At 71.0% G+C, this 26,648-nt stretch carries 19 protein-coding genes and 2 pseudogenes; 5 read left to right on the top strand and 16 right to left on the bottom strand.

Annotated elements, in window-relative coordinates:
• The first annotated feature begins 485 nt into the window (after nt 1–485).
• Nucleotides 486–809: a hypothetical protein gene (locus AB0N14_RS09800; RefSeq protein WP_366025157.1), complete on the top strand. Its 324-nt coding sequence runs from the start codon at nt 486–488 to the stop codon at nt 807–809.
• 96 nt (nt 810–905) lie between these two features.
• Here the strand turns inward: AB0N14_RS09800 and AB0N14_RS09805 are convergent, their stop codons facing one another.
• From AB0N14_RS09805 to AB0N14_RS09815, 3 genes are all read right to left on the bottom strand, one after another.
• Nucleotides 906–2,669: a site-specific integrase gene (locus AB0N14_RS09805; protein WP_366025158.1), complete on the bottom strand. Its 1,764-nt coding sequence runs from the start codon at nt 2,667–2,669 to the stop codon at nt 906–908.
• Entirely contained in the window at nt 2,666–2,962 is a 297-nt protein-coding gene (locus AB0N14_RS09810) for a helix-turn-helix domain-containing protein (RefSeq protein ID WP_366025159.1), read from the bottom strand. Before AB0N14_RS09810 ends, AB0N14_RS09805 begins: the two co-directional genes overlap by 4 nt.
• Nucleotides 2,963–3,130: 168 nt before the next feature.
• Complete coding sequence (locus tag AB0N14_RS09815) at nt 3,131–3,673, bottom strand: helix-turn-helix transcriptional regulator (RefSeq protein ID WP_366025160.1); 543 nt, start codon at nt 3,671–3,673, stop codon at nt 3,131–3,133.
• 281 nt (nt 3,674–3,954) lie between these two features.
• On the opposite strand from AB0N14_RS09815, the gene AB0N14_RS09820 reads away from it, so the two are divergent.
• The 4 genes from AB0N14_RS09820 (at nt 3,955) to AB0N14_RS09835 (ending at nt 9,600) form a co-directional block, all read left to right on the top strand.
• Nucleotides 3,955–5,475, top strand: a complete 1,521-nt coding sequence (locus AB0N14_RS09820) for a DnaB-like helicase N-terminal domain-containing protein (RefSeq protein ID WP_366025161.1) — start codon at nt 3,955–3,957, stop codon at nt 5,473–5,475.
• A gap of 254 nt (nt 5,476–5,729) precedes the next feature.
• Nucleotides 5,730–7,088, top strand: coding sequence for a hypothetical protein (locus tag AB0N14_RS09825; RefSeq protein WP_366025162.1), 1,359 nt, complete (start codon nt 5,730–5,732; stop codon nt 7,086–7,088).
• 218 nt (nt 7,089–7,306) lie between these two features.
• Nucleotides 7,307–7,858, top strand: coding sequence for a MobC family plasmid mobilization relaxosome protein (locus AB0N14_RS09830; RefSeq protein WP_366025163.1), 552 nt, complete (start codon nt 7,307–7,309; stop codon nt 7,856–7,858).
• 5 nt (nt 7,859–7,863) lie between these two features.
• Nucleotides 7,864–9,600: a mobilization protein gene (locus AB0N14_RS09835; protein WP_366025164.1), complete on the top strand. Its 1,737-nt coding sequence runs from the start codon at nt 7,864–7,866 to the stop codon at nt 9,598–9,600.
• A 68-nt stretch (nt 9,601–9,668) separates the two neighbouring features.
• Here the strand turns inward: AB0N14_RS09835 and AB0N14_RS09840 are convergent.
• The 13 genes and pseudogenes from AB0N14_RS09840 to AB0N14_RS09900 all read right to left on the bottom strand — a co-directional run.
• A pseudogene (locus tag AB0N14_RS09840) lies at nt 9,669–9,821 on the bottom strand (NUDIX hydrolase); the annotation flags it as partial.
• A 72-nt stretch (nt 9,822–9,893) separates the two neighbouring features.
• Nucleotides 9,894–11,579, bottom strand: coding sequence for a DUF6297 family protein (locus AB0N14_RS09845; RefSeq protein ID WP_366025165.1), 1,686 nt, complete (start codon nt 11,577–11,579; stop codon nt 9,894–9,896).
• A 26-nt stretch (nt 11,580–11,605) separates the two neighbouring features.
• Entirely contained in the window at nt 11,606–12,307 is a 702-nt protein-coding gene (locus AB0N14_RS09850; protein WP_366025166.1) for an ABC transporter ATP-binding protein, read from the bottom strand.
• Nucleotides 12,304–13,257 carry a lantibiotic dehydratase C-terminal domain-containing protein gene (locus AB0N14_RS09855; protein ID WP_366025167.1) on the bottom strand — a complete coding sequence of 318 codons (954 nt, stop codon included), beginning with the start codon at nt 13,255–13,257 and terminating at the stop codon, nt 12,304–12,306. Before AB0N14_RS09855 ends, AB0N14_RS09850 begins: the two co-directional genes overlap by 4 nt.
• Complete coding sequence (locus tag AB0N14_RS09860; protein WP_366025168.1) at nt 13,254–14,636, bottom strand: hypothetical protein; 1,383 nt, start codon at nt 14,634–14,636, stop codon at nt 13,254–13,256. The genes AB0N14_RS09855 and AB0N14_RS09860 overlap by 4 nt, the downstream gene beginning before the upstream one ends.
• Nucleotides 14,637–14,653: 17 nt before the next feature.
• Nucleotides 14,654–16,480, bottom strand: a complete 1,827-nt coding sequence (locus AB0N14_RS09865) for a YcaO-like family protein (protein WP_366025169.1) — start codon at nt 16,478–16,480, stop codon at nt 14,654–14,656.
• Nucleotides 16,481–16,488: 8 nt separating this feature from the next.
• The gene (locus AB0N14_RS09870; protein ID WP_366025170.1) at nt 16,489–18,006 is read right to left on the bottom strand and encodes a hypothetical protein; all 1,518 of its coding nucleotides are present in this window, start codon (nt 18,004–18,006) and stop codon (nt 16,489–16,491) included.
• Nucleotide 18,007: 1 nt separating this feature from the next.
• Nucleotides 18,008–19,018: a hypothetical protein gene (locus AB0N14_RS09875; RefSeq protein WP_366025171.1), complete on the bottom strand. Its 1,011-nt coding sequence runs from the start codon at nt 19,016–19,018 to the stop codon at nt 18,008–18,010.
• Nucleotides 19,012–21,195, bottom strand: coding sequence for a lantibiotic dehydratase (locus tag AB0N14_RS09880; RefSeq protein ID WP_366025172.1), 2,184 nt, complete (start codon nt 21,193–21,195; stop codon nt 19,012–19,014). Before AB0N14_RS09880 ends, AB0N14_RS09875 begins: the two co-directional genes overlap by 7 nt.
• A 383-nt stretch (nt 21,196–21,578) precedes the next feature.
• Nucleotides 21,579–21,725: a thiopeptide-type bacteriocin gene (locus AB0N14_RS09885; protein ID WP_366025173.1), complete on the bottom strand. Its 147-nt coding sequence runs from the start codon at nt 21,723–21,725 to the stop codon at nt 21,579–21,581.
• 1,080 nt (nt 21,726–22,805) lie between these two features.
• Nucleotides 22,806–24,614, bottom strand: a complete 1,809-nt coding sequence (locus AB0N14_RS09890; RefSeq protein ID WP_366025391.1) for a hypothetical protein — start codon at nt 24,612–24,614, stop codon at nt 22,806–22,808.
• A 667-nt stretch (nt 24,615–25,281) separates the two neighbouring features.
• On the bottom strand, nt 25,282–25,779 hold the full coding sequence (locus AB0N14_RS09895; protein ID WP_366025174.1) for a hypothetical protein: 498 nt from the start codon (nt 25,777–25,779) through the stop codon (nt 25,282–25,284).
• Nucleotides 25,670–26,648: pseudogene (locus tag AB0N14_RS09900) on the bottom strand (hypothetical protein); the annotation flags it as partial. The pseudogene AB0N14_RS09900 and the gene AB0N14_RS09895, both read right to left, overlap by 110 nt.

Below are 26,648 nucleotides of genomic sequence, written 5' to 3' on the forward strand. Positions count from 1 at the left end.
ACTGGCGCCGCCGCCATCAGCAGCGATCACGCACCAGCCACTACCGACGACAAGCCGCATCACAGACATGAAGATCACGATCTACAGCTGAAGTACTAGAACACCAAGCGAGGGACAACGTGCCTATCGACGGAAGTGATCAGTTCGCACACCTCATGGCGCATCTCGCAGAGAGGCTGCCTGATCTCGCCGACCATCTGAGGCAGGAGCGGTCAGGCCGATGAGTCGGACCTGTATGAGGCATCCCTGGTCGTCGTGTGCCTCGATGCCGCAAGGACTGCGGGCGGAACCACGCTCCTCACGCAGGACGGCACGAACCCGGCCACCGCGCTGCGTTTCCGCCGGTCCCCCGGCAACCTGTGGTCCGGCGATTTCACCCGAGCGGTGGTGAGCTTCCCGGACACGCAGAAGAAGCTGGAGATCCACCTGGGCGTGTACGTCGCGGCCGCCACATCGAAGGTGGCGCGCACGAGTGCGACATCGCCGTGCTGGACCACCAGGAGGCCGAGCGGAGCCGCCGGGCCATGGTCCACCCCCGGGGCAAGGGGCTCGTCGCCGCGATCGAGGCAAAGCACTACGGCACCTCACCCGGCCTCGGGATCGGCCGCGGATTCTTGGGACTGGCGCAGGAGCTGGGCGGGAAGAAGTGCTCACTGGTCTTCCCGTCGCAGAGCTCCACCACTCTCGGCGTTTTGATCGCCAGGAGGGACAGTGAGGCGTACCCCCAGCTGCTTCCCGGAACGACGGCCGCTGACCGGCTTCGCGCCAAGCTCGACCAGGCCATCCGCAACTGGAAGAACCAGCTGTAGCGACACGGAGTCGGTCTACACGCAGCGGAGGGCGCCAGCGGAGTTCCCGCTGGCGCCCTCCGTCACCGCCTGGCGTCCCGACGGAGGCGTCCGTCATCACCAGTCGTCGGTGTCGCCGTACTTCCCCGGATTCCGGGCGCGGTCCACAGCCTGTGCACAAGCCTCGGTGAAGGCCGTCTCCACGGCCGTCTTGTCCGTTCCTCGCACCTGGGCCTCGACCTCCTGGCCTGCGCCGGGGCGTCGGGCCGTGCGCCAGGCCGAGACGCGGTCGGTGTAGCGGTCGGTCTCGAAGTCCCAGGCCGGCACCGACCACTGCTCGGGGAGACCGGTCGCCGCGCGTTCCCCACCGGGAAGGAAGACGGCTCGGGCGTGGAAGACCACGGCCCAGTTCGGCACGCGGTCGCGGATGGCGCTCGCGCCGCCGGGGCCCTGGTGTTCCCAGCGCCAGCGGTCCCATTCCTCAACGTCGGCGGTGTGGTCGGGCCAGTCCTCGCTCCACCGTGCGACGACCTCGTCGGCGTGCTCGCGGTGAAGGAAGGGAACGCGCCGCTCGCCGAGGCGGGCGACGTGGACCACCAGCTCTGCGGGGATGGGGCTCTGGCCGGCCTCCGGCGCGGCACCCTCCGCTTGGTCCGTGCCCCACAGCAGGCCGCCGACCTTGGCGGCGGTGTCCTTGAGGACGCGGCTGGTCAGGTGCTGGTAGCGGCGGCGCATCCGGGCGGACTTGCCGGGCTCCCAGCCCATGATGGCGTCGACGACCGCGTCGGGGACGCCGAGGATGAGCAGGACGGTCGCCGCGGTGTGGCGGGCGTCGTGGAGGCGGGCGTCCCGGACGCCCGCAGCCTTCAGGAGCTCCTTCCACTTGTGGTAGTCGGTGTTCGGGTTCAGGGGCTCGCCGGTGGGCGAGGTGAAGACGTACCCCTTCTCCGTCCACAGGTCGCGGGCCCGGGCGCGCTCACGGGCCTGATCCTCCTTGTGTTGGCGCAGGAGCTGGAGGAGTTCGTCAGGGGCGCCGATGGGGCGCTGGCCGGCGCGGGACTTGGCGTTCTTCGTCTCGCGACGGGTGTTGATCTTCTGGGGGCAGAAGCCGGGCTTGCGTCCGCAGCGGTCTCCGCAGCCGTGCTTGTAGCGGGGCCGCAGCCGACCGCGCCGTACGCGGATGACGCCGAGCTCGAAGTCGACGTCGTCCCACTGCATGCCGAGGACCTCGCCTTGCCGCAGGCCCAAGGCCAGGGCGATCACCCAGCGGGCGGTGTTGCGGTGCTTGGCAGCCTCGGCGAGCAGGCGCTGGACCTCCTCGACCGTGTACGGCTCGACCTCCTCCTCTTCCAGGCGCGGGGCCTTAGCGATCGTGGCCGGGTTGGCGGTGAGGTGGGCGCGGCGGACCGCTTCGTTGAGGGCAGTGCGCACGGTGCGGTGGACCTGGTGGGCGGTGCCGGCTGCACTGCCGGAGTCCTGCATCTTCTTGTAGAAGCGCTCCAGGTGCTCGGGTTCGAGCTTCTCCAGGCGGTGGGCACCCAGGCCGGGGATGAGGTGGTGGTTCACCGCGACGCGGTAGCCGTCGATGGTGTTCTCCGAGACGTGCGCGGAGGCGATGTTCTCGACCCAGTGCGTCAGCCAGCTGCCCAGCGTCCAGCTCTGGCCGGCCTTGCGAACCGTGCCCTTGTCGCGCTGCCTTTCCAGATCGCGTACGAGCTTGGTGACCTCGGGGCGGGTCTTGCGGCTGACATGGCGCCGATCGGGATTGCCGTCATCCTTCGTGCCGACCGTGACGTAGCCGTGCCATCGGCCGTCCTTGCCCTGGAAGATCGAGGAGGCGCCGTTGGGCTGGCGGGACTTCGGTGCGGAGGCTCGAGTCACGCGGCGGCCCCGAAGTCGGTCGCCGACAGACGGCGGGCCAGGAAGTCGTTCACCGCCTCTGCTGGGATGCGGCGCAAGCTGCCGATCTTGACGGAGGCGATCTCGCCGGAGGAGACGTACTCGTACAGCTTGGTGCGGCCGATGCCGATCCGACGGGCGGCCTCGGCGACGGTGAGGGCGACCAGGGTCGTGTCGACAGCGGATCGCCGCTCGGCCATCAGGGTGCGCAGGGCGTCCTCGGGGACGTCCAGGAGCTGGGCTATCTGGGAAACGGGCAGGGTGGACTGCGACAAGGGGTACTCCTCCCGCCGGCATCACGGCCTCGCGGGAGCGGCAACTCCCGTCGGCCTGGCCAGTGGCGTCGTTCAGGGATGGATGGATGGTGGTGGTCGTCGGCGACGGAGGTCGCCACGCGTGAGGTTTCTCGGCGTTCGTAGCGCCGTAAGAGGGGCAACAGCCGGCTACTCGCCGGCGGGTGGCTGCTCCTCCTGGTTTCGCAGGTGTGCCCGGGACGGGTGCATGCTCCTCTGCAGGGCTCGTTCTTCGAGCCGGAGGAGTTCGTCGACCTGTCCTCTCTGCTCGGGCCCCTTGTCCCCGTAGGCGTCGAGTTCCATCTGGATCTCGTGCAGGTGCATCTGGTTCCGGTCGATCGCCGCTCGCAGTTGGCGATACTCCCGCGTCATCTGGACGTACTCATGGGCGAGCTGGCGGATGCGGGGCGTGGCCAGCTCTCCTGGCGGTCCGGTCAGGTCCTGCATGGTGATGTCGAAGACCTTGCAGAAGCCGAGCGCCTCGTCGAGGTTGACCCTGCGACGGGGTTTGCCGCTCTCGATGCGCCAGATCGCCGCCTGGTTGACCGGATGGCCGGCGGCAGCCATCTCCTCGGCGAGCTTCACCGTGCTCCAACCGCGGACCTCGCGCTCCAGCTTGATGCGTGCGGCGACGTGTTCCTCCGGTACCGGACGACCAGGGCCGGCGCGCTCCGCACCTTCCTCACCACTCATGCGCACCTCCCTTCACGCGACAACCGGGTCCACTGGGGCCAGCGTCCACAACTAAACATCATTGCGGAGTGAAATGCAAGGCGTTGCGTTGACGAAAATCTCGGCTATGGTCGTAGTCCGCCGTACAGCGGTGGACGACTCCGCACACGCAAGCGGCCCCGGTGCTACGAACACCGGGGCCGAAGTAGAGGCTCCACCGCACAACCATCCATCCCTGAACGATCGAAACCGGCACCGGCCGGGGTTGCCGCCCCGTAATGGCCTGCCGGGTGAGGAGCTCTATGCCTCAGGGTACGACCCTGCCGCCCCAGATGCCATCCCGCTTCGGCGAGGACTCCACGCCGACGGAACCTCCGTTCAACGTGGACGCCGAGTGCGCGGTCCTCGGCGCCTGCATGCACAAAGCCGACCTCATCGACGCCGTCCGGCCCATCCTGGGCGACGACGCCTTCTACCGGCCCGCGCACGAGACCATCTGGCGCGCGCTCCTCGCCCAGCACCGCGAGGACAGGCCGACCGACCCCATCGTCCTCACCGAGCTGCTCCAGCAGCAAGGTGACCTGCAGCGGGTCGGTGGTCCCACCTACGTGTTCCAGCTCGCCAACGCGCCCTACGGCACCGGCAGCGCGGCGCACCACGCGGAGATCGTCCGCGAGAAGGCCGACCTGCGCCGCCTGGTGACCTCCGCCGTGCGTACCCTCCAGCGGGCCCAGGAACCCGGTGCGGATCCGGAGGCGATACGCAGCGAGGTCGAAGCCGAGGTACGCGCCGAACGCGAGCGCGCACTCGCGTCGGGACAGGGGCGGCTGTCCCGCTTCGCCACCGACGGGTGGTCGTTCGTCAAAGAGAGCGGCGCGGACGCCGAGCCCCTGTGGGGCACTCGCGAGAAGACCGTCTGGGCCCCCGGCGAGAGCCTGATGATCGTCGGCGCTCCGGGCGTCGGCAAGACCACCCTGGCCCACCAGGTGATCTTCGCCCGCATCGGCCTGCACGAGACCGCCCTGGAGATGCCCGTCGCCCCCAGCAGGCGCGTGCTCTACCTGGCCATGGACCGCCCGAAGCAGATCGCCAAGGCCATGGCCCGCCGAGTCTTCCCCACCGACGAGAAGATCCTGCGCGAGCGGCTCGTGGTCTGGGAAGGCCCGCTGCCCGCCACTCTCGACAAGGAGCCTGACCTCCTCGCCGACCTCGCCGCCGCCCACCAGGCCGACACCATCGTGATCGACAGCCTCAAGGACGCGGTCAGCACGATGGTCGACGACAGCCTGGCGGTCGCCTTCCACAACGCGCGCATGCGCGCCATTCGCAACGGCGTGGAGATCATGGAGCTGCACCACCAGCGCAAGGCCACCGCCGACGCGCCGCGCGGCCAGCGCCCCAGCCTGGACCAGGTCTACGGCTCCACCTGGATCACCGCCGGCGCGGGCAGCGTCCTGTTCGTCACCGGCCGGGCAGGCGACCCCGCGGTCACCCTGCACCACCTCAAGACCCCCACCGGTGAAGTCGGCCCCCTGGACGTCACCCACGACCACGTGCGCGGCACCACCACCGTCGACCCCACCAAGGACCCCGCCGTCCTGCTGCGCAACGCCCCCAACGGGCTGACCGCACGCGACCTGACGACCATCCTCATCGGCGGGGGTGACCCCGAACGTGCCGACATCGAGAAGGCTCGACGCCACCTCGGCCGCCTCGTCGACAGCGGCCTGGCCACCAAGGCCGACGGCATCGCCGGAGGGGCCGGAGGCGGCCAGCAGGCCCGCTACTACGCCTCCGCCCGCCACCTCACCGCCGTCGGCTGAACCCTTCACCGGCCCCCTGCGGAGCGTTCACGCGACCGTACACGCGGCCCCTCCGCCCGCGCACCGCCGTAACCCGCTCACAGCGCACACGCTCACCACAAAACCGCAGGTAGAGCGATCACACGAGCGTCCACGCCGTACACGCACCCAAGCGATCACGCGCGGGGCCCCCTTTGGAAGGGGGCCCGCGTGTACGCCCCCCTCCGTGAACGCCGTGATCGCCTCCTCCCCAAACCCTCGGAGTACCCCAGTACATGCCGCCCGCGATAACCGACCCGCTCGCCACCGCTTCGCTCCCGTTCACCGATGGTCCGCTCCTGCCCGTGGCCGTCTTGGCCGTCACCGCCGGCGCACTCCTTGCGGGCCTGTGGGCCCGACGTGGCCAACGCCGCACCCACGACCGGAAGCGGCGCCTTTCGCCCGCAGTCCTCGCAGCGACCGTGGCAGCGCTGGTGTGCACCGCCTACAGCGCGGACACGAGCTGGCGCTTCGCCGCCCACTACCTCGACATGCGCAACATCTCCGAGCGCGCCGCGATGTTCGCCGCTGCCGAGTTCGCCCTGTTCTCGATGGCGCTGATGGCCCGCCAGAACCTGCACGGACCGAGGCAGGCGGCCGGCCTGCCCGGAGTCCTGGTCTGGGTGATCACCGCCATGCAGACCATCCCCGCCTACGCCGAGTCCGGCCCGGTCGGCGGCACCGTGCGCGCCTTCACCGGCCCGGTGATGGCCGCCGTGCTGTGGCACCTGGCCATGGGCATCGAACTGCGCCAGCACACCCCCGACGCCGCATCCCGCGGACTCGCCGCCGTCCTCACACGGCAGGCCCGCGAGCGGCTGCTCGCACGCCTGGGAATCATCGAGCAGGACCAGGGAGCCGCCCAGATCATCCACGACCGCGCCACGCACCGGGCTGTCGCCCTGGCCACCCGCTTGTCTGAGATGAAGCCCGAGCAGCGCACCGGGCGGGCGGGTCGGCGCACCGTGCGTCGACTGTCTAAGGCGCTCGCCCGCTCCGGCGTCGACGCCGACCCGCGCCGCAACGAGCAGCTGCTGCGCCAGCTCGCCACCCGCCGCCAAGCCGCCGCCCTGGCCACCATCGACCTGCCCGAGCGCTGGACCACGCCCGCCAGGCAGCCCGTCAGCCCGCCCGCGGCCCAGCCCGACCACTCCCGGGCGGACTCCGACGGGCGGGCAGAAGGCGACGAACGGGCAGAAGACCGGCCCCGCCCGCAGTCCGCCCGCCCGAATCCCACCGCCCGCTCCGGACCGGAACAGGCAGCCCGCGCGGGCTGTTCCCCGAGGGCACAGACAGCGCCTTCCCTCGGGAAACAGACGGCGCGTTCCCTCAGGGAACACCTGCCAAGCAATGGCTCAGGCGCCGAACCAGGCAAGAGCGCTACGCCGAAGCCGAAGCGATCGGGCCGCAAAGCCCGCGCCTCCGACGAGATCCTTCGCGACTACGCCCACCGTCTCCATGACGAGCACGGCCGTCTGTCCCGCGACCTCCTGGAAGGGGCCGTACGCGGCGACGGATACAGCGTCGCCAGCGACCACGCCGGCGCCATCGTCCGCGCGGTCAAGGCCGAACTCAGCGCCTCCCTCGACGGCTGACGACCACCTGGCTCAGCCTCCTGCCCCTCCCGGAGAACCCGTTCGTGACACACGACTCCCATCACACCGATCACAACCCTGACGTACTTCCGTCGCTGGCGAAGTCACCTACGCTGCTGGGGCGTCTTAGGCGTGCGTTCGGACGGACGGCCCCTGGCGGAGCCAGTAGTACCCCGAGTCCGACTCAAGGCCGGTCTTCGGGGATCTCCGCCCCGGGGGTGGCGGAGAAGCCCCGGCGCCAGGGGGCGCCAGGCCGGGAGGTCGGGGCCGAGGGAGGCCCCGACCCGGACACGCTCCACGCCATCCAGCGCGAGACCCTTCGCCCTGCTCGTGCCGCCGAGACTGCCGTCGGCGAGCCCGCAGTGAAGAGCGCACAGCCCACGATCCGCCGCTTCACCGGCAGCAAGCGCACCGTCCGCGTCGGCCCGCTGCGCTTCACCGGTGACGAGCACGCAGGGCTCCAAGAGGCTGCCGCCGAGCATGGCTACAAGGGCGATTCCGGCTTCGCCGCCGACGTCGTCCTCGCCTTCGTCACCGGCCGGTTCACCGCCAACCTTCCGCTGTCCGAGGACCGCCGCCGCACGCACCACTTCCGCGCCCAGGTCCTGCGCCAGCTCAACCGGATCGGCGTCAATGTCAACCAGATCGCCCGCGCCCTCAACAGTGACCGTACCCCGCCCGACGCACGTGAGCGCCTCGACGAGCTGCACCACCTGCTCTCCCTGATCGCCGAGGCCCTGCGCGAGCCCGCCGACCCGACGGAGGTCTGACCGAAATGATCGCCGCCATCAAACCGGCCGGGTCCAACACCCGCGGGCTGCTCGCCTACCTCTATGGCCGCGGAACCCACGACGAACACCTCGATCCACACATCGTCGCCGCCTTCGCGATGCTCGCCATGCCCGACCCCGGCCGCAACGAGATGGCCACCCTGACCGAACTCGGCCACTACCTGGATGAGCCCGTCCGGCTGCGCAACAGCGAGTTCGGCAAGCCGGTCACCGACCACGTCTGGCACTGCCCTGTCCGCGCCGCGCCTGAGGACCGCCACCTCTCCGACGCCGAGTGGGGCGAGATCGCCCGGCGCATCGTGGCCGCCGCCGGCATCGCGCCCGAAGACGACGACCTGTCCTGCCGCTGGATCGCCGTACGCCACGCGGACGACCACATCCACATCCTCGCCACCACCGTGCGCGAAGACGGCCGCCGCCCCAAACTCCACGACAGCGGCATACGCGTCGGCGACGAGTGCCGCGAGATCGAGAAGGACTACGGGCTGCGCCAGCTCAAGAAGGGCGACCGCACCGGCACCCGACGCCCCACCCAGGCCGAGATGCACAAGGCCGAACGCCTCGGCTGGGAGCAGACCAGCCAGCAGTGGCTCGAAGACCGCATCCGCGCCGCCATCCCGCATGTCACCGACGCCGAGGAACTGCTCGCCTACCTCGAAGCCGACGACATCTTGGTCAAGCCCAAGCGCGGGCCATCCGGCGATCTCCTCGGTTATGCCGTCGGCCGCCCCGGCGACCTCAACAAGGACGGCGAGCAGATCTATAAGCCAGGCGGGAAGGTCGCCCCCGACCTCTCCCTGCCCAAGCTGAAGACGCGCCTGGAAACCAGCCAGCCGGAGGAACACCCCACCGCCCGCCGCAACCGGTCCACAACCCCCTGGCACCAGGCCACCGACGCCCTCGACACCCTCCATAGCGAGCTCGCCGACACCGGCACTGGTGACGAAGGCGGAGACGCGCGAGCCCAGGCTCACATCGCCGCCCTTGGCGAACTGATGGAAGCCACCGCGCAGAAGGCCCCAGCGGACGTGCGCGTCGAACTCCAGGCCGCCTCCAGGGCGTTCGCCCGAGCCCAGCGCTCACAGGTCCGCGCCGAAGACCGCGCCGCCGACACCGTACGCATCGCTGCCCGCGACATCGTCAACACCGCCACCGGCCCGGACGGCAGCGCCCTCGCTGCCCTCGTCGCAGCCATGGTCTGGGCGGCCATCCTCGCCGGACGTTGGCACGAGGCAAAGAGTCACGCCCACCAGGCCGACGCCGCCCGCCAGGCCGTCCAGCATCTCCAGAGCGCCGCTAATCACGCCTTGGCCCCCACGCTCACAGAACTGGCGCACCGCCAGCCGAAAGAAGAGGGCCGGCGCACCCTGGCCAGCGACGTCCGCGCCGCCGTCCCCGAGCACGCCGCCCGCATCCTTGCCGACACCAGCTGGCCCGCGCTTGCCACTGTCCTCGCCGACGCCGAAGCACGCGGCCACAATCACCACCAGCTCCTTAAGGAAGCCGCCGCCCAGCGCGAACTGAACACCGCCCGCCAACCCGCCCGTGTCCTGATCACCCGCATCCAGCACACCAGCCGCAACCCCGCACCCAACCGCCGAGCCGAAGCCGCCCGACGGCGCTCGACCACAGGGACATGGGCTGCCGGTGGCGCCACTCCTACCCCGCAGCCGACCACTCCTTCCACCACTCCAGGACGGGACAACCGCCCCCGGCGGTAGCCGAGCGGCTGCCAAGTGGGGACCTGGGCAGGCCGCAGGGCCCCACAGATGGCCGTCCGGCCGACGAGTTATCGCAGGGTGGCGTCGAGGTGCTGCTGCACCGGCCCGAAGAGCCCGTACCGCACATAGCTGGGGATATCGGCGAGGGCCACTCACGCGAGTTCGGCCAGCTCGTCGGTGTCCGCGACGTAGGCCGTACCGCCCGTGAACTCGCAGGCCGAACCATGGTCCGCTGCACCGTAGACGGCACCTGAAACAGGTGCGGGCGCTGTCGCCATCGGTTCGGAACACAGTTATTCGTTAAGGTACTGGGCCTGACGTGTGACGCGCCACAGCGACCAGGCACACACGAGCGCGGACCGCACCACCAGGGCAACGGCGGCCGACAGGTGGAACGCCTCCGGGAAGACGACCAGCGCGTGCCAGAGCCAAGGGGCCACGACAAAGACGGCCGCCAGCATCGGGGCCGTACGCCAGAACAGAAACGGCAGTGCCCCGTACCAGTCGGCGGACAGTGCCAGCAGGTCGTAACGGGGCGCACCGCGGTAGGCGCCGACTAGGGCGGCTCCGATGACAGCCGGCGCGGCCGCCGACAACACCGGCAGATAGGCCACTAGCGCGGTGTGCAGGGAGGGGGAGCCTCCAGCCGCCAGGGCAACGGCGGCCGCGCCGCCTCCGCCGAGGCTGAGCGCAAGGGTCGGTACAGCGAAGTGGGCGACCGCCAGGGACGCGGGGGAGAAGGGCAGGAGCAGCGCGCGCCTGGTGTGGTCGGTGTCCTGGTACGCCGGTTCCGCAAGTGCGACGGCGGCCAGGTGGAGGGGGACAGTCAGGAAGAACCCGAGGGCTGTCGCGGTCAGTGGGCTCACGGCGGGATGATCAGCCGAGTGCCGCCAGTGCAGGACGCCCTGGAACTGGAGAATCCCGGCAACCAGCAGCGCGCCCGCCACAGCGAGGCGGCCGGGGTGACGCAACAGCACGACGGTGTCCCGCCACAGTGGTATCGCCCACGCGAAGGGCGGCGTGGGGAGCCGCAGCCGGGCCCGGCGACGCCCGGCTTGGGAGACTGCGTGGGCGACGAGCGTCAACCCCCGCAGATCCAGCAGGAACGCGCCTTGCGCCGCCTGGCGACTGTGCCGGCCCCGGACGGTCAACTCTCCGGTGGAGATGGCCCCGGCGGAGCGCACCGCCCACCAGACCGCGATCAGCGCGGCCACGGCCACAGTGATGCAGGCCGCCATGGCGGAGCCGGCCGTGTGCCCCGCGATCGCCCAGCCCGCCCAGCCCCACGGACCGCTGAGGGCCGCGATCGCGATCAGTGGCCGGGGCAGGTCGACGGAGACCGCGAGCAGCGTGAGCGTCACTCCTGCCGCCGCCAGCCCGCCGGAGCAGCGCCGCAGCACTCTGGCACATCCGGGGCGGCACTCCGCGAGGACCCCGGCGCACACCACCAGCCAGGCCAGCGAAACATGGGCCACGAGCCCTGCGAGGAGCGTGTCACCATCCGCGTTGCCCGTGTGCAGCCGCGCCAGCGCCGTCGCCAGGGCACCGGTCGTCAGGCCCGCACCGGTGGCGGCCGCCAAGGCCGACACCAGCCGGGGACGCAACAGGCGGCCGCGGTCGCCAGGCAGTGGCAGCAGCCAGGTGACCTCGGCGGGGCTCAGCACCACCGGTCCGAGCCAGCCCGCCACGGTCATGCCGAGCGCGGTGACGGCCATGCCGACACCGATCTGCTCGGCGGCGACGTCCATGCGGCCGGCCCAGGCGATCGCCCGGCCCAGGCCGGGTGCCGCTTGCAGCACGCCGGCCAGGATCAGAAGCAGTGCGGCGAGCGTCCATAGGGCCGACCACAGGTCGTCGACGCGGGCCCCCAGCAGTCGCCGGCCGCCCGTGCGGTCCCGTCGTGTCCTCCGTACGAAGGCGAGGGCATCCGCCGTGGTGTCGTCCAGGACGGACTGCTCATTCGACAGTTCGAGTGGCACCGGCCTCGTATCCATCTGAGAGGACTTCACCCCCATGGCACCGCCCGGTGGTTCCGTACCTCGTCGGCGGCCCCGTACGCCGCTGCCTTCCCGGCATCCAGCACGAGCATGTCGTCGGCTAGGGCGTCTACCAGTTCCGGGTCGTGGCAGGCGAGCAGGACGGCGGTGCCGTCCTCCTTGGCGGTCCGCAGCGCGGAGGCGAGCCGTCCACGGGAGCGTGAGTCGAGACGCTGCTCCGGCTCGTCCGCGACGATCAGCCGCGCTGGGCGTACCAGTGCGGCGGCCAGCAGCAGCATCTGCCGCTGCCCGGCTGACAGGGCGTCGGGGAAGGCGTGCACGCGACGGCCCAGGCCAATCGCGTCCAGCACCGCCTCGCAGGCCCCGTCGGCCCGCCGGCCCAGCCCGTGCGCGACCGCGACCATGCGCACGTGCTCCAGCACGGTCAGGTCGGGGAAGCACTCCGCCCCGTCCAGCAGGACGGCCACCTCCCGCCGAAACCCGGCTGTCGTCTCCCGTGGCGGTGCCCCGAGGAACTCCACCTCGCCACGGTCCGGTTCCTGCCGGCCGACGAGGACGCGCAACAGGGTGGACTTGCCGCAGCCGTTGGCACCGACGACCGCCAGGCAGCGACCAGCGTCCAGTGCCAGGTCCACCCCTTCAAGCACGGTTTCGTCGTCGTAGCCGACGGTGATCTCCCGTGCGCTCAACATGGGTGCCGTTCGCGTCATGCCTCGCCGTCTTCCTCCTGCGCCGCCCACAGGCGGCGCGCCACTTCCACGAGGAGGAACTCCTCATGCACGAAAATCCCGAGCCGATTCAGCGCCATGTGGGTGTGAGAGATCACGAGGCTGGACGCGGGGATCGGGCCGGACACCAGGTTACCGAGCGCGTCGCTCCAACGGGTCACCAGGGAAGCCCGGTTGACGAGCCGCTGGGCGGTGACCTGTGCCTTGTCCCGCAGGGTCACGGCCCAGCGGGCCGCCTCTTCACTCAGTGGCCCGGCCGGGAAGACGTCCTTGCCGGCCGAGGCGGACCAGGCCCGCCAGTAGTCGGCGTGTCTCCGGAGCTGACCGGGCACCGAGTCCTCGCCACCACCCGACCCGCGCAGCAGCGCAGCAGCCTTGAGCACGATTTCGAGGCCCAAAAGCTGTAGCTGCAGGCCCGGTAGCCGAGAACGTGCGGCCATGAGGGCGAGTTCGCTCGACAGCATGAAGGTGTCTTCGGTCGCCTCAAGGGCGGCGCCGCTTCCGTAGCGGGAGGTCTCGGGCTCGTACACGGCCGCGTACACGCCGGGCTCCCGCACAGTCCTGGCCATCCGTGCGTCGACGGACGGGTCGCCGGCTGCGCTCGCCGCCGCCAGGGCGCTGATGCCCAGCAGGTATTCGGCCGGCCGATGTCCCTCCATGGGCAGTGCCGCGAATGCCTTGCGCACCGCCTCGTCCAGACGGGCGGCCGGGACGCCGTCGCCCGGCAGAAGCCGGACTCTCAAGTGCGGACCGCCCTCCCAATATCGGATGAAGAACCAGCCGCGCAGGGCGCCCGCTTCCCGCTGGGTGTGGATGAGCTCCGCGAGGTTGTCCGCGACCAGGGGGGTGAGATGGTCGGTGCGGGTGCCGTCGGCTGGCCCATGCACGTGCCACGACAGCCAGCCGGCCATGTTGGGGCGGGGAACGGTCACCGGCGGTTCTCCTTCTCGTTCGGTCCGCGACCGCGTACGTCGATTCCCGGCTCGGTGTACCGACCTAGGCCGCAGGCGAGTTGGTACACCGGGACATGGCTAGCGCCCAGGCCGAGTGCCAAGGCCGTCGGGCCGCCGTGGAAGCTGCGCAGCGGCCGCGCGAACAGGCCGAGGGCGGCCATCGCGTACGACAGGTGCTGAGCTGTCCACCCGGCCGCCGCGAGCAGCCCCGCGGCGATCCGCTCGGCCGGTTCCGACGACGCCCGGCAGGCGGTCGCGGTGTTCGCGGAGAACACCCACACTAGGTTGCAGGCGTCGAGTTCGAAGGCTAGGCGGGGCGCGGGCGCCGCATCGACGAGCAGACAGCCACGCGCTGCGGAAACATCCCCCATCCGTCGGGCCGTGCCGTCGAAGGAGATTTCGTAGATGCCGTCCTCGATGCCTTCCACCCGCCTCACCAGGCAGTGCACGCCGAGCAGTTGCCGGACTTCGGCGAGCGGCCCCAGTCCCCGGGTGGTGGCAGACAACGCGGACAGGGCGGTGCGCCAGGCGCCGATGGGCAGTGTGCGGTGGCCGCCGGTGAAGCCGGAGATGCCCTTCGGTACGCGGCCGCTGTTGCGGTCCCACACCACGCGGCTCCAACTCGGCTGGTCGGGGGCGTAGCCGGCTTCCGGCTCACGGTCAGCTGCCGCCGCGTCGGCCATCCGGTAGCCGGGCAGCACAGGGCCGGGGATGTGGTCGGCCCAGGGCGGCGGGTGCTCCGCGGCGCCGCTCACCTCCAAGGGACGGCCGAGGGCGCGGCCCAGGAGCGCCAGGGAGGCCAGCACGTGGCCCGTCTCAAGACCCGCCAGCACGGGTCGGAGGGGGCCGTAGAAAGCGGGCAGCGCGGCGAGGGCCGAGAAGGTTTCAAGGCCCTCCGGGTGCCTGGTGCCTTCTGAGGGCACCCCGAGGAAGCCCTCCAGCTCGGGGGCGTGAAGCCAGTCACCCGTCGCGTCCTGCGTGACGACTCGGACCGGGAACTTGCAGCGGGCGGAGGGGTAGGGGCGGTGCTCGGTGTAGGGATTGTCCAGTTCGAAGCGAATCGGAGCGCAGGCGGTCGCGGTGACACTGCGGAGGGAGACGCTGTGTCCGGGGCCGGAGTCCGGCCAGGGGACCTCGTCGAGCGCGTTCCAGCGGGCCGGGACCGCCTGGAACGGCCACGCGGTGCGCAGCTCCGTCACTGCGGCCCGCACGCGCTGCCGGTGCGGCGGAGCCTCAGGATCATTCCGGGTGTCACCGGACGGCATGGCGGAGAGGATCGCCCGCAGGGCGGAGGCACGTTCATCGGCGGGGCGCGGCCCGAGGCGGTCGGGCGAGGACGCGGTGAATGCGGGAACCACGGTGGGACGACCCCCTCCTAGGGAAAAGGATGAACACTGATCCGGTCGGGCAACGGTGCCCCCGGCGCCCCCAGCAGGGGCTCCAGCCGGGGCAGGCCGAAGACCCGCTGGTTGGCGAAGCCGAAGCACAGGGGCGTCGCCCCGGGTACGACGACCCGCACCGCGTGCAGCCCGGTCCGCCGGTGTTCGAGTCCCGTCTGGTCGACGACGAGGATCTCGTCCAGACCGGCCGCCCGGAACCGATCCCGCATGTCCGCGCAGGCCGCTTCGAGGGTCTGCGTCCGCCTGGCGGGCTGGTCCGGGAAGGCGTCGGCCAGGGGTACGGGGGTGGTGGACAGGAACGGCTCGAACGCCACCCGGGACTCGGGCACCGAATACCACTGGATGTGGTGGTCCAGGTCGGTGACGTTCCAGGGGTCCTCGCGCAGCCGCAGCGCCGCCGAGCGGTCGGGCACGACCAGGTTGCCGAGCACGAGTGGCGCCAGCTCGGTGACGGCGGCACGGATCGCGGTCAGCGGGTCGGGGTGTGCCGCGGCCGTGGTCAGACTGTACTTGTCCCCCGACGCGGGGTTGAGGGCCAGTGCCCAGACAGCGGGGATCGGCACGTCCTGCGTGATGACGCACAAGTGGACCTCGTATCCGACCCGCCGCATCGCGGCCCGCAGGGCCTGTGAGGTGTCGTCGGCTACCGAAGACCAGTCGATACGGGGGACGGGTCGGGCAGCCCACCAGGTGAGCAGGAAGGCGTCTCGTTCAGCCACCTCCAGCAGGGCGTGCAACGCTGCCTCGTCGAGGCTCGCGCCGAGCGCGCACCCGTTGGAGGACTCGTACAACACCCGCCCCCACCGCTTGCCCGGCATCGGCTCCGGCGGCACGTGGTACGAACCAGCCTCCAGCGGTACCCAGGACCTCTCGGCAGACCCCCAGACTCGGGCCGGGATCCACCGCAGGGGGGCTTCCTCGTCGAAGGGGTCCACCCGGCAGGCGGGATGCGCGTACTGCTCGACGGTGAGATGGCCCAGGCGGCGCGGGTCGAGCGCGCGCCCGGGCAGCTCGCGGAAGGAGGCACGCAGGGGCTCGGCGGCGCGCACGAGGGCTTCCGAACCGGCCCGCTCCAGGCGTTCCAGCAGGGCGAGCCGCGCCGCGGCCGCCATCGTCCGCCCCCGGCCGTACCCGGCGGTGTCCTTCGCCGCGTGGTGGCGGGCGTGCACGGCGGCCACCAGGGACGCCGGGCTGTCCGGCACCGGCTGGATGCCCACCACCGGCCCGTAGCGGGTGTCGAACAGGGCCTGGCGCAGGGTCGGCAGGGTGAGATCTGGACCCTCGGCCTGCCTCAGGTCGACGTCGAGTAGCGGGGCGGCGTCCCGAGGACCGGCATCGGTGGTGGCGAACGTCCCGCACGCCGGGCATCCGGTCCCCCTCGGCACGCGGTGCCGGCTGCTGCCACGCCGGGAGACCAGCACGACCTCGCCCGGCTCCAGACCGGTTTCCGCCACCAGCTCCAGCCCCAGTCGCAGGTCGGCGAGGTGGGCCGGTACGGGATTGCGGCCGCCCCGCACGACCGGCGGGGGCGCGGTGATGCCCCGGGTGCGCAGATGCGCAGTCACCTGGCAGACGGGACAGCCCGTGCCGGAGTCGGCAGTCCACAGCGGCCCGATCTCGACCTCGGACGCCCACAGCCGTACGGACAGCAGCTGCGTGCCCGTCGCGGCGGCCTCGGCCAACCGAGCGGCCTCTGCCGACCGGTCGTGCCCGGCGAGCAGGGTAACCTGCGCGTCGTAGCGGGTTTCCAGGACACCGACGAGCGTGCACACGTCCGCCGGAAGGAGGTCCGGTGCGGACATCACCGGGGTCACTTCCCGGCTCCCGACGCGGCCGGGTCGAGATGTCCCGCCGCGAGGGGAGCGGCGCCGACGAGCACGTCGGGCGGCGTCGGTCGCCAGGCGACTCTCCGGCCGAGCAGTGCTGCGGCGAACTCCGTGACGTCCGCCTGGGCGGCAGCCAGTTCCTCGCTCACCCGCGTGTCGAGCTGGCACGCGGACGTGTCCCGCACACCGGAGGTGTCCAGCAGCCGTCGGGCTTCGGCGCAGCCGACCGAGAGATCGCGGGCCTGTGCGGGGGACAGTCCCCAGGCGGCGGTCTGCCGTGTCCCGTCCGTCACTTCGGCGAGGTACAGGCCCGGTGCTGGTTCGTGGAGTCGGTGGCGCCAGGACGCCGGGCCGGATTCCATGTGAGCCGGTGCGGCCCCGGTTGCCGGTATGTCCGCCCGATGTGGCACGCCGGGCAGCCAGCGGTCCGCCGAGGTCTTCGTCAGCTCCTCGGCGACGACCCGCAAGGCCGCGTCCAGGAGGGCAGCCGAGGGCGTCGCACCGGCTCCGCCGAGGGCGTCGTCGCTGCGCAGGAATGCTCGTAGCGCCTCGTTCTCGGCCTCGCCGTACGTCCTGCCCCAGCCGATCCCGTGGGGCCAGCCGGGAGAACCCGGGCCGGGGGCGATCCGGGCGAGGCAGACGGGCAGTTGCGGCCAGTCGCCGGGGGTGTCCCGGCGGTACAGCCCGATGAGGTCGTCCGCTGCGGATGAGTCGTCGAGGAGGAGCGTGCGGCCGTCAGCCGGGGCCGAGTGTCTCGGTTCCACGACGACGGTGCGCCAGCCCAACGGGGCTGAGTCGACCACGTGCACCGTGCGCGCGGCTTCCGAGTCCAGACCGGTCAGCTCACGGAAGATCTGGTCGGCGGAGAGTCCCGCGGCCAGCCGGAGGGCGGCCTCGCTCGGCGTGCCCGGCCGGAGCAGACGGTCCCGCAGTGCGTCGTGCGCCGCGCCCGCGAGCCCGGAGGAGGCGACCCACACCCGGCTTCCAGCCACTGCGAGCCGCACGTCGAGCGTCCCGTCGTCATTCCTTACCGCTAGGAGGGCCGCAGCGTCCTGGGGGCCACCAGTCCGCAGCACCGCCGGCACCCCGCGGTCCGCCAGGGCGTCCCGGACCGCTGACGCCGACCCCTCAGGTCCGCTCACCGTGACCTTGGCGCTGGCGAGCCGGTCCAGGGCCGTGCCCGGGTCCTCGCAGTGGCTTTCCACGTACGCCACCGCTGCCTCGGGCACATCGCCCGGCACTGCGTAGTCGACGGGCACGATCGCGCCGCGCGCCCGCAGCTGCTGTACGACGCGCTCGATGACGGGGCCTGCCTTGGGGTTTCCGGTCTGCCGTACGAGGTCGTCGACGGTGTGGGGCTCCTCCAGGGTCCTGATCCACGCGCACACCGCCTCGACGAGCGCGGGTGGCAGCCGCAGGGTGAATGAGTCGCGCGGGGTCTGTACGAAGACACCGTCGGCGGTGCCGCCGTACACGGTGCTGGGACGAAGTTTCAGGCGCATGTCAGACGGGCCTCACAGCGATTCGGTCCTGCCACCTCTCGCCGAGCCGGTCGTCGATCACCGTGGCCAGGCAGTGACAGTAGAGGTAACGGTTGAGCGGTGTGACGCCGAGCCACTGGAGGGCCTCGTAAAGCCAGTTGACCAGGACCCGGAAGGGCCGGTAGCCCTCCGGCTCATGTCGGCCGAAGCCCCGTTCCGCCAGTTGCTGGTGGAACGCGCTCAGGGCGGCCGGTGCGGGCTGGGTGCGGTGCGCGGTGCCGGTCAGGAGGGCGTCGATCTCGGTGCGCATCTCCGGCGCACCGAGTTCCCGATAGACGGCGCGGCACTGCGCGTGTCCGGGCAGCCGGTCTGGTTCCGCCAGGGCCAGCTCGGCCAGTCGTTCGAGCTGGGGGCGGAAACGCTCGTACGCTGCCGCGAAGCGCGCCCGCTGTTCGGCACCGTCCGGGCGAGACGCGAGGAACGCCTCCGCGTGCGAACGGAAGGACAGCGAGCCGAACCGGATGCCGCCGGGGTAGACGGAGGCGGCCGCAGCCATCCAGCGCAGGGCCAGGCCGGGCGCCTGCGCCCGCGCGGCGGCCGCATCGCCGCTCGGCAGCGCGGCGAGCAGGAGCGCCATGCCGGTGAGGAGCCGGTGGCGCAGCACGGTCGTCGCGGTCGGCTGGTCCGGTAGCGTCTCGACCTCGGTCGCGCCGTGCGGATGCGGCGCGGGCTGCCAGGTCGTACGGCCCTCCAGGGCGGCAAGCCGCCGGGTCCGCTGCTGATAGTGCTCCGGGGACCAGGTGGCCGACTCGTCTGCGGCGGCCGAGAGCATGGTCCGAAGCTCCGCCAGACGGACCGCCGGGAGCGGCTCGTACCCGAGGTTCAGGTCCACGTGGGGCCCCCCGTCCCAGTGACGGGCTGGGAAGCACACGGTGGCCTCGGACTGAATGGCCGTCAGCACGGGGACGATCCCGTCCGTCATCAGCCGGAGGCCGTCCTCGCGGTAGTCGTACGTACGGAGCACCGTCAGCACCGCGCCGCCCTTTCCTGTCCCGGCGCGGCCGACGCGTCGAACTCGTAAGTGATCTCCCGTACGTGCCGGCCCTCGACCGGGACCGGCTGGCACTCCTCGACGAACGGGCGGGTGAACTCCCGGGCCGTCTTGGCGAGCGAGCGCAGAGTCAGGGCACTGGCGGTGTCCACGTACTGTGGCTTGGTCAGTGCCGCCGGGCGCACCGTGAGATCCGGGACCGGATTCTCCTCGTCGTGCCAGGGCGGGAGGTCCTTGCAGAATAGCTGCCTCGGCATCCCGTGCCGTGCCATCGTCTCCGCCAGCCGGCGCAGGTCCGGTTCGGCGCCGCGGGCCGCATCGGTCAGCGGCGTGAGGTCGGGTAGGTACCAGCGGCGGCGCTGCAGCACGACGTCTCGGTAGCGCAGCCGAGGCACGGCGAGCACACCGCCTGACGCGTCGGACCGCCGCGCCGCCCGGTGGAACTGGTCGAAGGCGCAGCTGATCAGCCCGCCGCCCTGCAGCCACAGCGCGATCCGGCTGGGGGCGGCCAGCAAGTCCCACCGTGTTGAGGTGACCACCACCGGCCGGAGCGCACGCCGTGTCTCCAGCCGCAGCCGGCCCGGCCCCTTCTCGTCGACCAGCGTGGCGTCCGCCCAGTCCTGCGGCCCCATGACCTCATCCAGCAAACGAGGATGCACACCGGTGTTGAATCCGTGCGCGTGCCGGTCCTCCGCCACCCCGGCACCGAAGTGGTTCCGCAGCCGGGCCCGCAGGTGTGCGGTGGCGCGGCCCGCCGATGCGTCGAGGTGGAGGAAGCGGGCGTATGTCGCGCCCAGCCCGCCGTAGATGTTGTTGCACACCCAGAGCCCGTCGCCGTGCTGCATCATCACGCCGTACGAGGCGGTGTCGCACCGCGCCCAGGCGGGCACGGACCGGTTCCAGCGCCGCACGGTGTCCTCGTCCAGGCGGGCCTCGGTGGCGTTGCCCACCCGGCCGAAACAGTCCGCGAGGTCGGTGAGGACGGCGCGCCGGACGTCCCAGAGTTCCTCGAACGCCTTGCGGATCTCCGCGTCGTCGATCTCCGGCTGTCCACCGGAAGCTGCCGTCACCAGCCGGGCGGCCTCGGCGGCGAGGCGTTCCGCCTGCTCGAGGAGCGGCACCCTGCCCCCGGCTCGGCGGGTCACTGCCTGCAACGCCAGCCGCAGATCCGTCTTCAGGTCGAACACGCTGAGAGCTGGCAAGAGTTCGGCCATGGCCGCCAGGGCCGTACGGGGCCGAGGCGGCGGCGGCGAGCTCGCCAGAGTGTCCTCGTACACCTGCATGCCCACCGCTGCCGCATGGGGCAGTCGGGCCATGGCCGACCGGAGCTGTTCCATCGCTTCGGGCCGCGTCGTGGCGTCGTCACAGGCCAGCCGGTCGGCCATCACGGCGAGGTCGGCTACCAACGCCCGCCGTGGGTCGTCGGGTGCGATCGCCGCCGCGCAGGCCGTCAGAAACCCGGGCTGCTGCTCGTCCACCGCCAGGGCGGGCACGAGCAGGCCGGACCGCAGTGCGGCGCCCATCACCTGTTCGGCGCGCGACGGCGCACAGTCGAGGCGCTCCGCGAGGCGCATGCGCACCTGCGTCCACGGGTGCGCTCCGTAACGGCACACCTCCATAAGGCAGGCAACCTCCGGGCCCTGCCGTACGGCGACTCGGCGGGGTCGGCCCCCGTCCCGGTTCACCGCGAGGAAGGCGAGACGGGCCTCGTCAGTCGGAAGCAGCGGCGCCAGGCGCACATGGTCGGGGGCATCGGTGTCCGGCTGAGTGGCGACCAGCAGCGCTCCGCGCTGCACCTCCACAGCACGGGCCACGACAGCCGGCGCTTCGGCCTCCCAGCCGCGTACGGCCTCCTGAGTGGCGTCAGCCGCATCCATGAGACCCAGAGAGACGGCGGTGAACCGGGCTCGGGGGCTGGTCCGCGTCATCGCGCGCAAGGCATAGGCCGCGATACGAGCCTCCGACTTGCGGTCGGCTCGGTCGACCTCACCGCCGTGTTCGGCATAACGCCTCACGGCCCGTCCGAGATCCCCGCTGACGATATCGACGGAGGAAGCGAAATGCCCGTCCGCGCAGAGCACGGCCAGTGCCTGGCGCTCATGCCGGATACCGGTTCTCGCTTCGCCGGTGAAGAGCTGGAGAGTGCGGAGGTAGTTCATGACTGCGGAATTCCACCGGGCCACGTACGGGCGTGGGTTACCGCTTCCTTCACTGAGCGGTGTGGTCGGCTTGTCACGAATACGGCGTCGCAACCGGACGAGACCCGTGGGCTCTTCGGCAGTCCGGATCTCGTTGCCCAGAACGCGGACCGCGGCATCGGCGGCCGACAGCGCCTCACCGCACAGGGTCACGACCCGATCCCAGGCTTCGGAGGAAGAGGGATGAGCGATCGCTGTGCATGGGAGAGGATTTACCCGGGTCGCACACAGATTGACAACCGAAAAACTTTGCACGTTCCCCCGTCCTCAGTGAAGAGTGAATGGTGCCGGGGAGCCACTGAGGCGACTCCCCGGCCATCGTTCTACTCTGCCGCCCTGCTCAGTCAGCTGGAGCTGCTGCAGCAGGAACAGCTCGCGGCGCAGCAGGACGCTGCGTCGGAGGCCCCCATCACCGGAAGTCCGGTGGTGTCCGGAACGTCCTCGACGGATATCTCCTCGAGCGTGAACTCATCGAACTCGATGGTTTCCATAAGTCCCCTCCTGTGTGTCGGTAAAGGGGGCTGCATTCTCCCGCGACCCCGTTTTAGTGCGCGAACAAACGTTCGCCGACGGTTGATTCAAACATGTCATGTCGAGGCTGATCAACGGCGTTTTTCGGCCCACCTTGGCCGACATCGGCGGCTCGTCGAGGCATCCGGGACCTGCGGGAGGACGCCTTTGCCGAACTGCCGGAATCGCTGGCTGGGCGTCCTCTTGTAACCGAATGCTGCTGCTCAGCAGCTCGCATGCGTGAGCGGTACGTGAGCACCCGATACCTGCTCTGACCAGGTGGTTCCGGACACTGAAGCACCGCCAGAACCCATGCACCACGCCCGCACCAGCACTTGTGATGCGCAGGTCCCAGCTCTGTTGAACCACTGCCCCCACGCGCACCAAATGCAACGATCGCGTGGGTACCCGTCGGCGAGATCCTGAAGTAGGCGTGGCGCTCCTTCTGGGAGCCGACCCGCTTCCCAAGCCCCCGGGAGACCACCCAACACCGGCCCATGCCAACAATGCGACCCGCGTATAGGCCATCCAAGCCGGTAGCCGATCGCGCCCCCGGAAGTACAGCAGCGAAGTACAGCAACCGGACCGGCCGACAGTGACCGCCCAACGACCTTTGCGCCACCTCTGACCTGCGTGGATGACCTCACCGACCATACCGCCCGTTATTCAGGACGAAGAGGCTCCCGACGGGTGGTGGGGCAGCATGGCACACCCGCCGGGAAGCCGGTCCGAAGGTTGCAGTTTGGGTTGCATTCACCTCTGTTCAGAGGTGTCCGGGGTACTTCCATCGGGCCCTCTCGGCCCAGGTCAGGACGCTGACGGGTGTTGCCGAACACCCGGACGAACAGTTGGAAAGCGTGTTGGGGGCAACCCCTCACGAGTTCGAATCTCGTATCCTCCGCACTCGCCCGCCAGGGCATGACGAAGGCCCCGACCGGTTCGCCGGTCGGGGCCTTCGTCGTGTTCCGCGCCAGTCGGGGTCTTCCCCTACGGCGTGTCCCGCAGGGTGGACGCGGCTGCCCCGCCCGTTCGTCGGGCGGGGCAACCGGTGGTGGGGAAGGTCAGGGAACCGACTTGTAGGTGTTGCTGGCCCACAGGGCGCCGCCGGTGCTGGGGCCGCCGCCGCTCTTGTAGACGACGAAGTTGCCGTCGCTCTGCATGAGGGCGTAGGCGCCGGAGTGGCCGTAGGTGTGGGTGGACCACAGGGCGCCGCCGGTGCTGGGGCCGCCGCCGCTCTTGTAGACGACCAGGTTGCCGTCGCTCTGCATGTACACGTAGGCGCCCGCGTGACCGTAGGTGCCGGTGGACCAGATGGCCTTGCCGTCGCGCGTGCGGTACATCACGACATTGCCGTCCGCCTGCACCACCAGGCGGGTGTACCGGGTCTGCGTCCACCAGCCGCCGTTGAGCTTCTGGCCCGACTTGATCGTCGTCGAGCGCACGTTGGTGCCGTCCGCCCAGAGCGACCCTCCGGTGCTGGGGCCGCCGCCGGCGCCGTACACCACGAGGTTGCCGTCGTCCTGCAGCAGGAGGTAGGCGCCGGTGTGACCGTTGGTGTGGGTGGACCACAGGGCGCCGCCGCCGGCGGCGTAGACGACCAGGTTGCCGTCGCTCTGCATGGAGGCGTACGCCCCCGAGTGGCCCGAGGTGTGGCTGGACCAGATCGCCGGGCCGTTGCCCGCCGCGCCCGTCTTGAGGTAGGCGACCAGGTTGCCGTCGCTGCCCATGGAGAGCGTCACGTTCGCGCTGCTCAGCCGCTGGCCGGAGGTCAGCTTCTGTCCGGGCTGCAGCGCGTTGACGGAGTTCGGTCCGCCTGCGAAGGCGGCGGTGCCGTTGGGGGTGCCGAGGCCCGTCGGGCCGTCGTAGCCGGCGCCCGCGGTGCACAGATAGGTGGGTGAGCAGGTGCCGTTGGACCCCGTGGTGACGTCGTTCAGCGCCGCGGTGTGCCCGTAGAGGTACGAGGAGGGGTAGCTGTTCGCGGTCGGGGTGCCCGCGAGGGCGTAGGTGGCCGCGACGATCGGCGAGGATACGCTGGTGCCGCCGTAGACGTCCCAGCCGGAGGCCCCGTAGGTGTCGTAGACGGCGACACCGGTGGCCGGGTCGGCGACCGCCGAGACGTCCGCGACGCTGCGACGGGAGCAGCCGGTGTCCGACTGCCAGGACGGCTTGGGCTCGACCGCGGAGCATCCGGATCCCGTGCCGTTGGTGCTGCCGGTGGACCACACCGACTCGCTCCAGCCCCGGGAGGTGCCCGCGCGCACGAGCGAGGTACCGCCGACCGCCGTGACGTACGGGGAGCCGGCCGGGTACTCGGCGCCGTAGCCGCCGTCCCCGGCGCTGACCGTGATGGCGACGCCGGGGTGGTTGAAGTACTGGACGTCCGCGGTGGTCTCGCTCGGGTCCTCGGTGCCGCCGAAGGAGTTGGAGACGTACTTCGCGCCGAGGGCGACGGCCTTGTTCTCGGCCGTGCCGAGGTCGGACACGCTGGAGGAGTTGGCCTCGACGAGCAGGATGTGGCACTGCGGGCAGACGGCGCTGACCATGTCGAGGTCGAGGGATATCTCGCCGGCCCATTCGGCGTCCGCACTCGGGTAGGTGGTGCCGCCGGTCTGGTTGACCTTGCGGAAGCAACCGTTCGCGGTGGTGCAGGGGGGAAGGCCGTACTGGGACCGGTAGGTGGCGAGGTCCGACTCGGCGGTGGGGTCGTCCATGGCGTCGACGATCGCCACGGTCCGGCCCGAACCGGCCGTGGAGGAAGGCAGGTTGTAGGCGCTCTGCAGGTCCGAGGGGCCGTAGCCGGACGGTGTGGCGTTCGCGCTCAGCGTCATGTGCTGGACGATGTCGGTCCTGGCCTCGGCGAGGCACGCCATCTGACCCGGCTTGGTGGCCTGGGCGCACAGGTGCTTGACGTGGGCCGCCGCGGTGGCCGAGGCCGCGGACGCGGTCGCCGTGAGCGGTCCGCCGGTCAGGAGTGCGGCGGCGGACAGCAGAGTGGCCGCGGCGGAGCCCGCCCGGCGTCTGCGTCTGCTGTCCGGCTGCTCCGGTGTCGCGTGTTCGGCGCTTGAGCGCAAGGAAGTGCCCTTCTGTGTGGTGCCGATGGAGAGCGACTGGTCTGGGCTGGTCCGACCGTGACCGCCGTTTCGGCAGGTGCCGGCGGATGTGCGGCGCGCTGCCGCCGCTGCCGGTCACCGCCGAGTGGCGTGCGCGCGGGGACGGGAGAACCGCGTCAGTACGGTCTGCGTCGACCGCGGACCGGGCGTCCCTGATTACTCGTCGGTGACACCACGGAAAACGGAGAGAAAACTAATTCCCCGGAAGAAGAGGAGCGCCTGACGCATTCACGTGCACTCGCTTTCGACGGTGCTCCGTCGAACGCGTCGCCGCCTTCTTCCATGTCCCCGCTCTCGCCGGTTCCGCACGCCCGCACAGGGGAGTTGACGGACCAGAAATGCTCACAGAAGCCTTCCCCGGCCCACGGTGTGGTGAGTGAGGGAGGCCGCTGCCGGGACGCTATCCGGACGGTTCGCCCAGAAACAATCAGGCGATGGTAAATCCTTGATCAGAGCCGGGTAGTCGGCGTTGATAACATTGGCGATGGCGCGCGGAATCCGCGCTCAGCCGGAGTTGGTCGCCAGTCCGGCTATACCGGCGAGGTAGACGATCACCGCCGTGGCGCTGTCGACGCCCATCCGGGCGTACTGGCGGCGGGGGCCGGAAGACGAGGCCCGCCATGTAGACGACGGTGAGGATGATGCCGAGCGCTGTGAGATGGACGTCCGCGTGGTGCGCCGCCGGCAGTGCGGGCTTGCCCGAGATGAGGCTCGCGAGCAGGAACAGCACGGGCAGGAAGGTGTTCCCGCCGAAAATGTCGCTGACGGCGAGCTGGTAGTCGCCGAGCTTTGTGGAGGTCAGACCGGTGCTGATCTCAGGCAGGGCGGTGGCCACGGCCAGCACGGTGGCGCCGAACCGCGCGCCGCTCAGTCCCTGCCGCGCGAAGAGCGAAGAACTCCTCGCCGCTGCGTTCGATGACCACACCGGCCACCAGGGTCGCCAGGGCCGAGACGGAGAACACGAGCGTGGCACGTGCGGTGCTCACGCCGCGGTCGCCGGCCGCCTTCTCCTTCTTGGCCCTGGAGTGGCCACGCGGTTCGGGCTGGCTGTCGGGGGCGTCGCCGCCCTCGCGCCACGGCAGGCCGCGTCCGGCCCGGTTCAGCAGCACCAGGCCGATCACCCACAGCGCGGCGATCGCCACGGACGCGGGGGCCAGGCCCGCGGCGTGCAGCTCCGGGGGGAGCTGAGTGCCCATGACGACCACGGCTGGCACGGCCACCACCAGGGCGCCCTCCAGGACCAGTTGGAGACTGGCGGCCAGGCGGGTCAGCGGTGCGCACGGACGGACCCCGGTGGCGTCCAGGACGGCCAGGACGACGGTCTGGACGGCGATGCCGCCGAGGATGTTGCCGACGGCGACGTCGAGTTGACCGGCCATGGCGGCACTGACGGTGATGGCGGTCTCGGGCAGGTTCGTGGCGATGGCCAGAAGGATCAGACCGCCGAGCGCACTGCCCAGGTGCAGCCGTTCGGCAAGCACGTCGGTGGTGTCGGACAGCTTGACGCCCGCGTACCAGATGACCGCGGCACTGGCCGCGAACAGCAGGAGCAGACCCGGCGAACTCAAAGATCCCATGCCGCGTGCGGTACCCGCCGCCGTCGAACGGAACCTGGCGGTGCGACAGGTGCGGCACCTGCCGGGGTATGCGCCGGATCGTAGGTCGGCCGCGGCCGTCGAGGAGGTGCGGGGCGGGCGCGGTTCGTCGGCGTCGCCGGGATGGTGCGGGGCGGACGACGGCTCGTCGGCGTGACCGGGATGGTGCGAGGCGGACGACGGCTCGTCGGCGTCGCCG

The organism is Streptomyces sp. NPDC051104, assembly GCF_040682835.1.
Classification (GTDB): domain Bacteria; phylum Actinomycetota; class Actinomycetes; order Streptomycetales; family Streptomycetaceae; genus Streptomyces; species Streptomyces cynarae.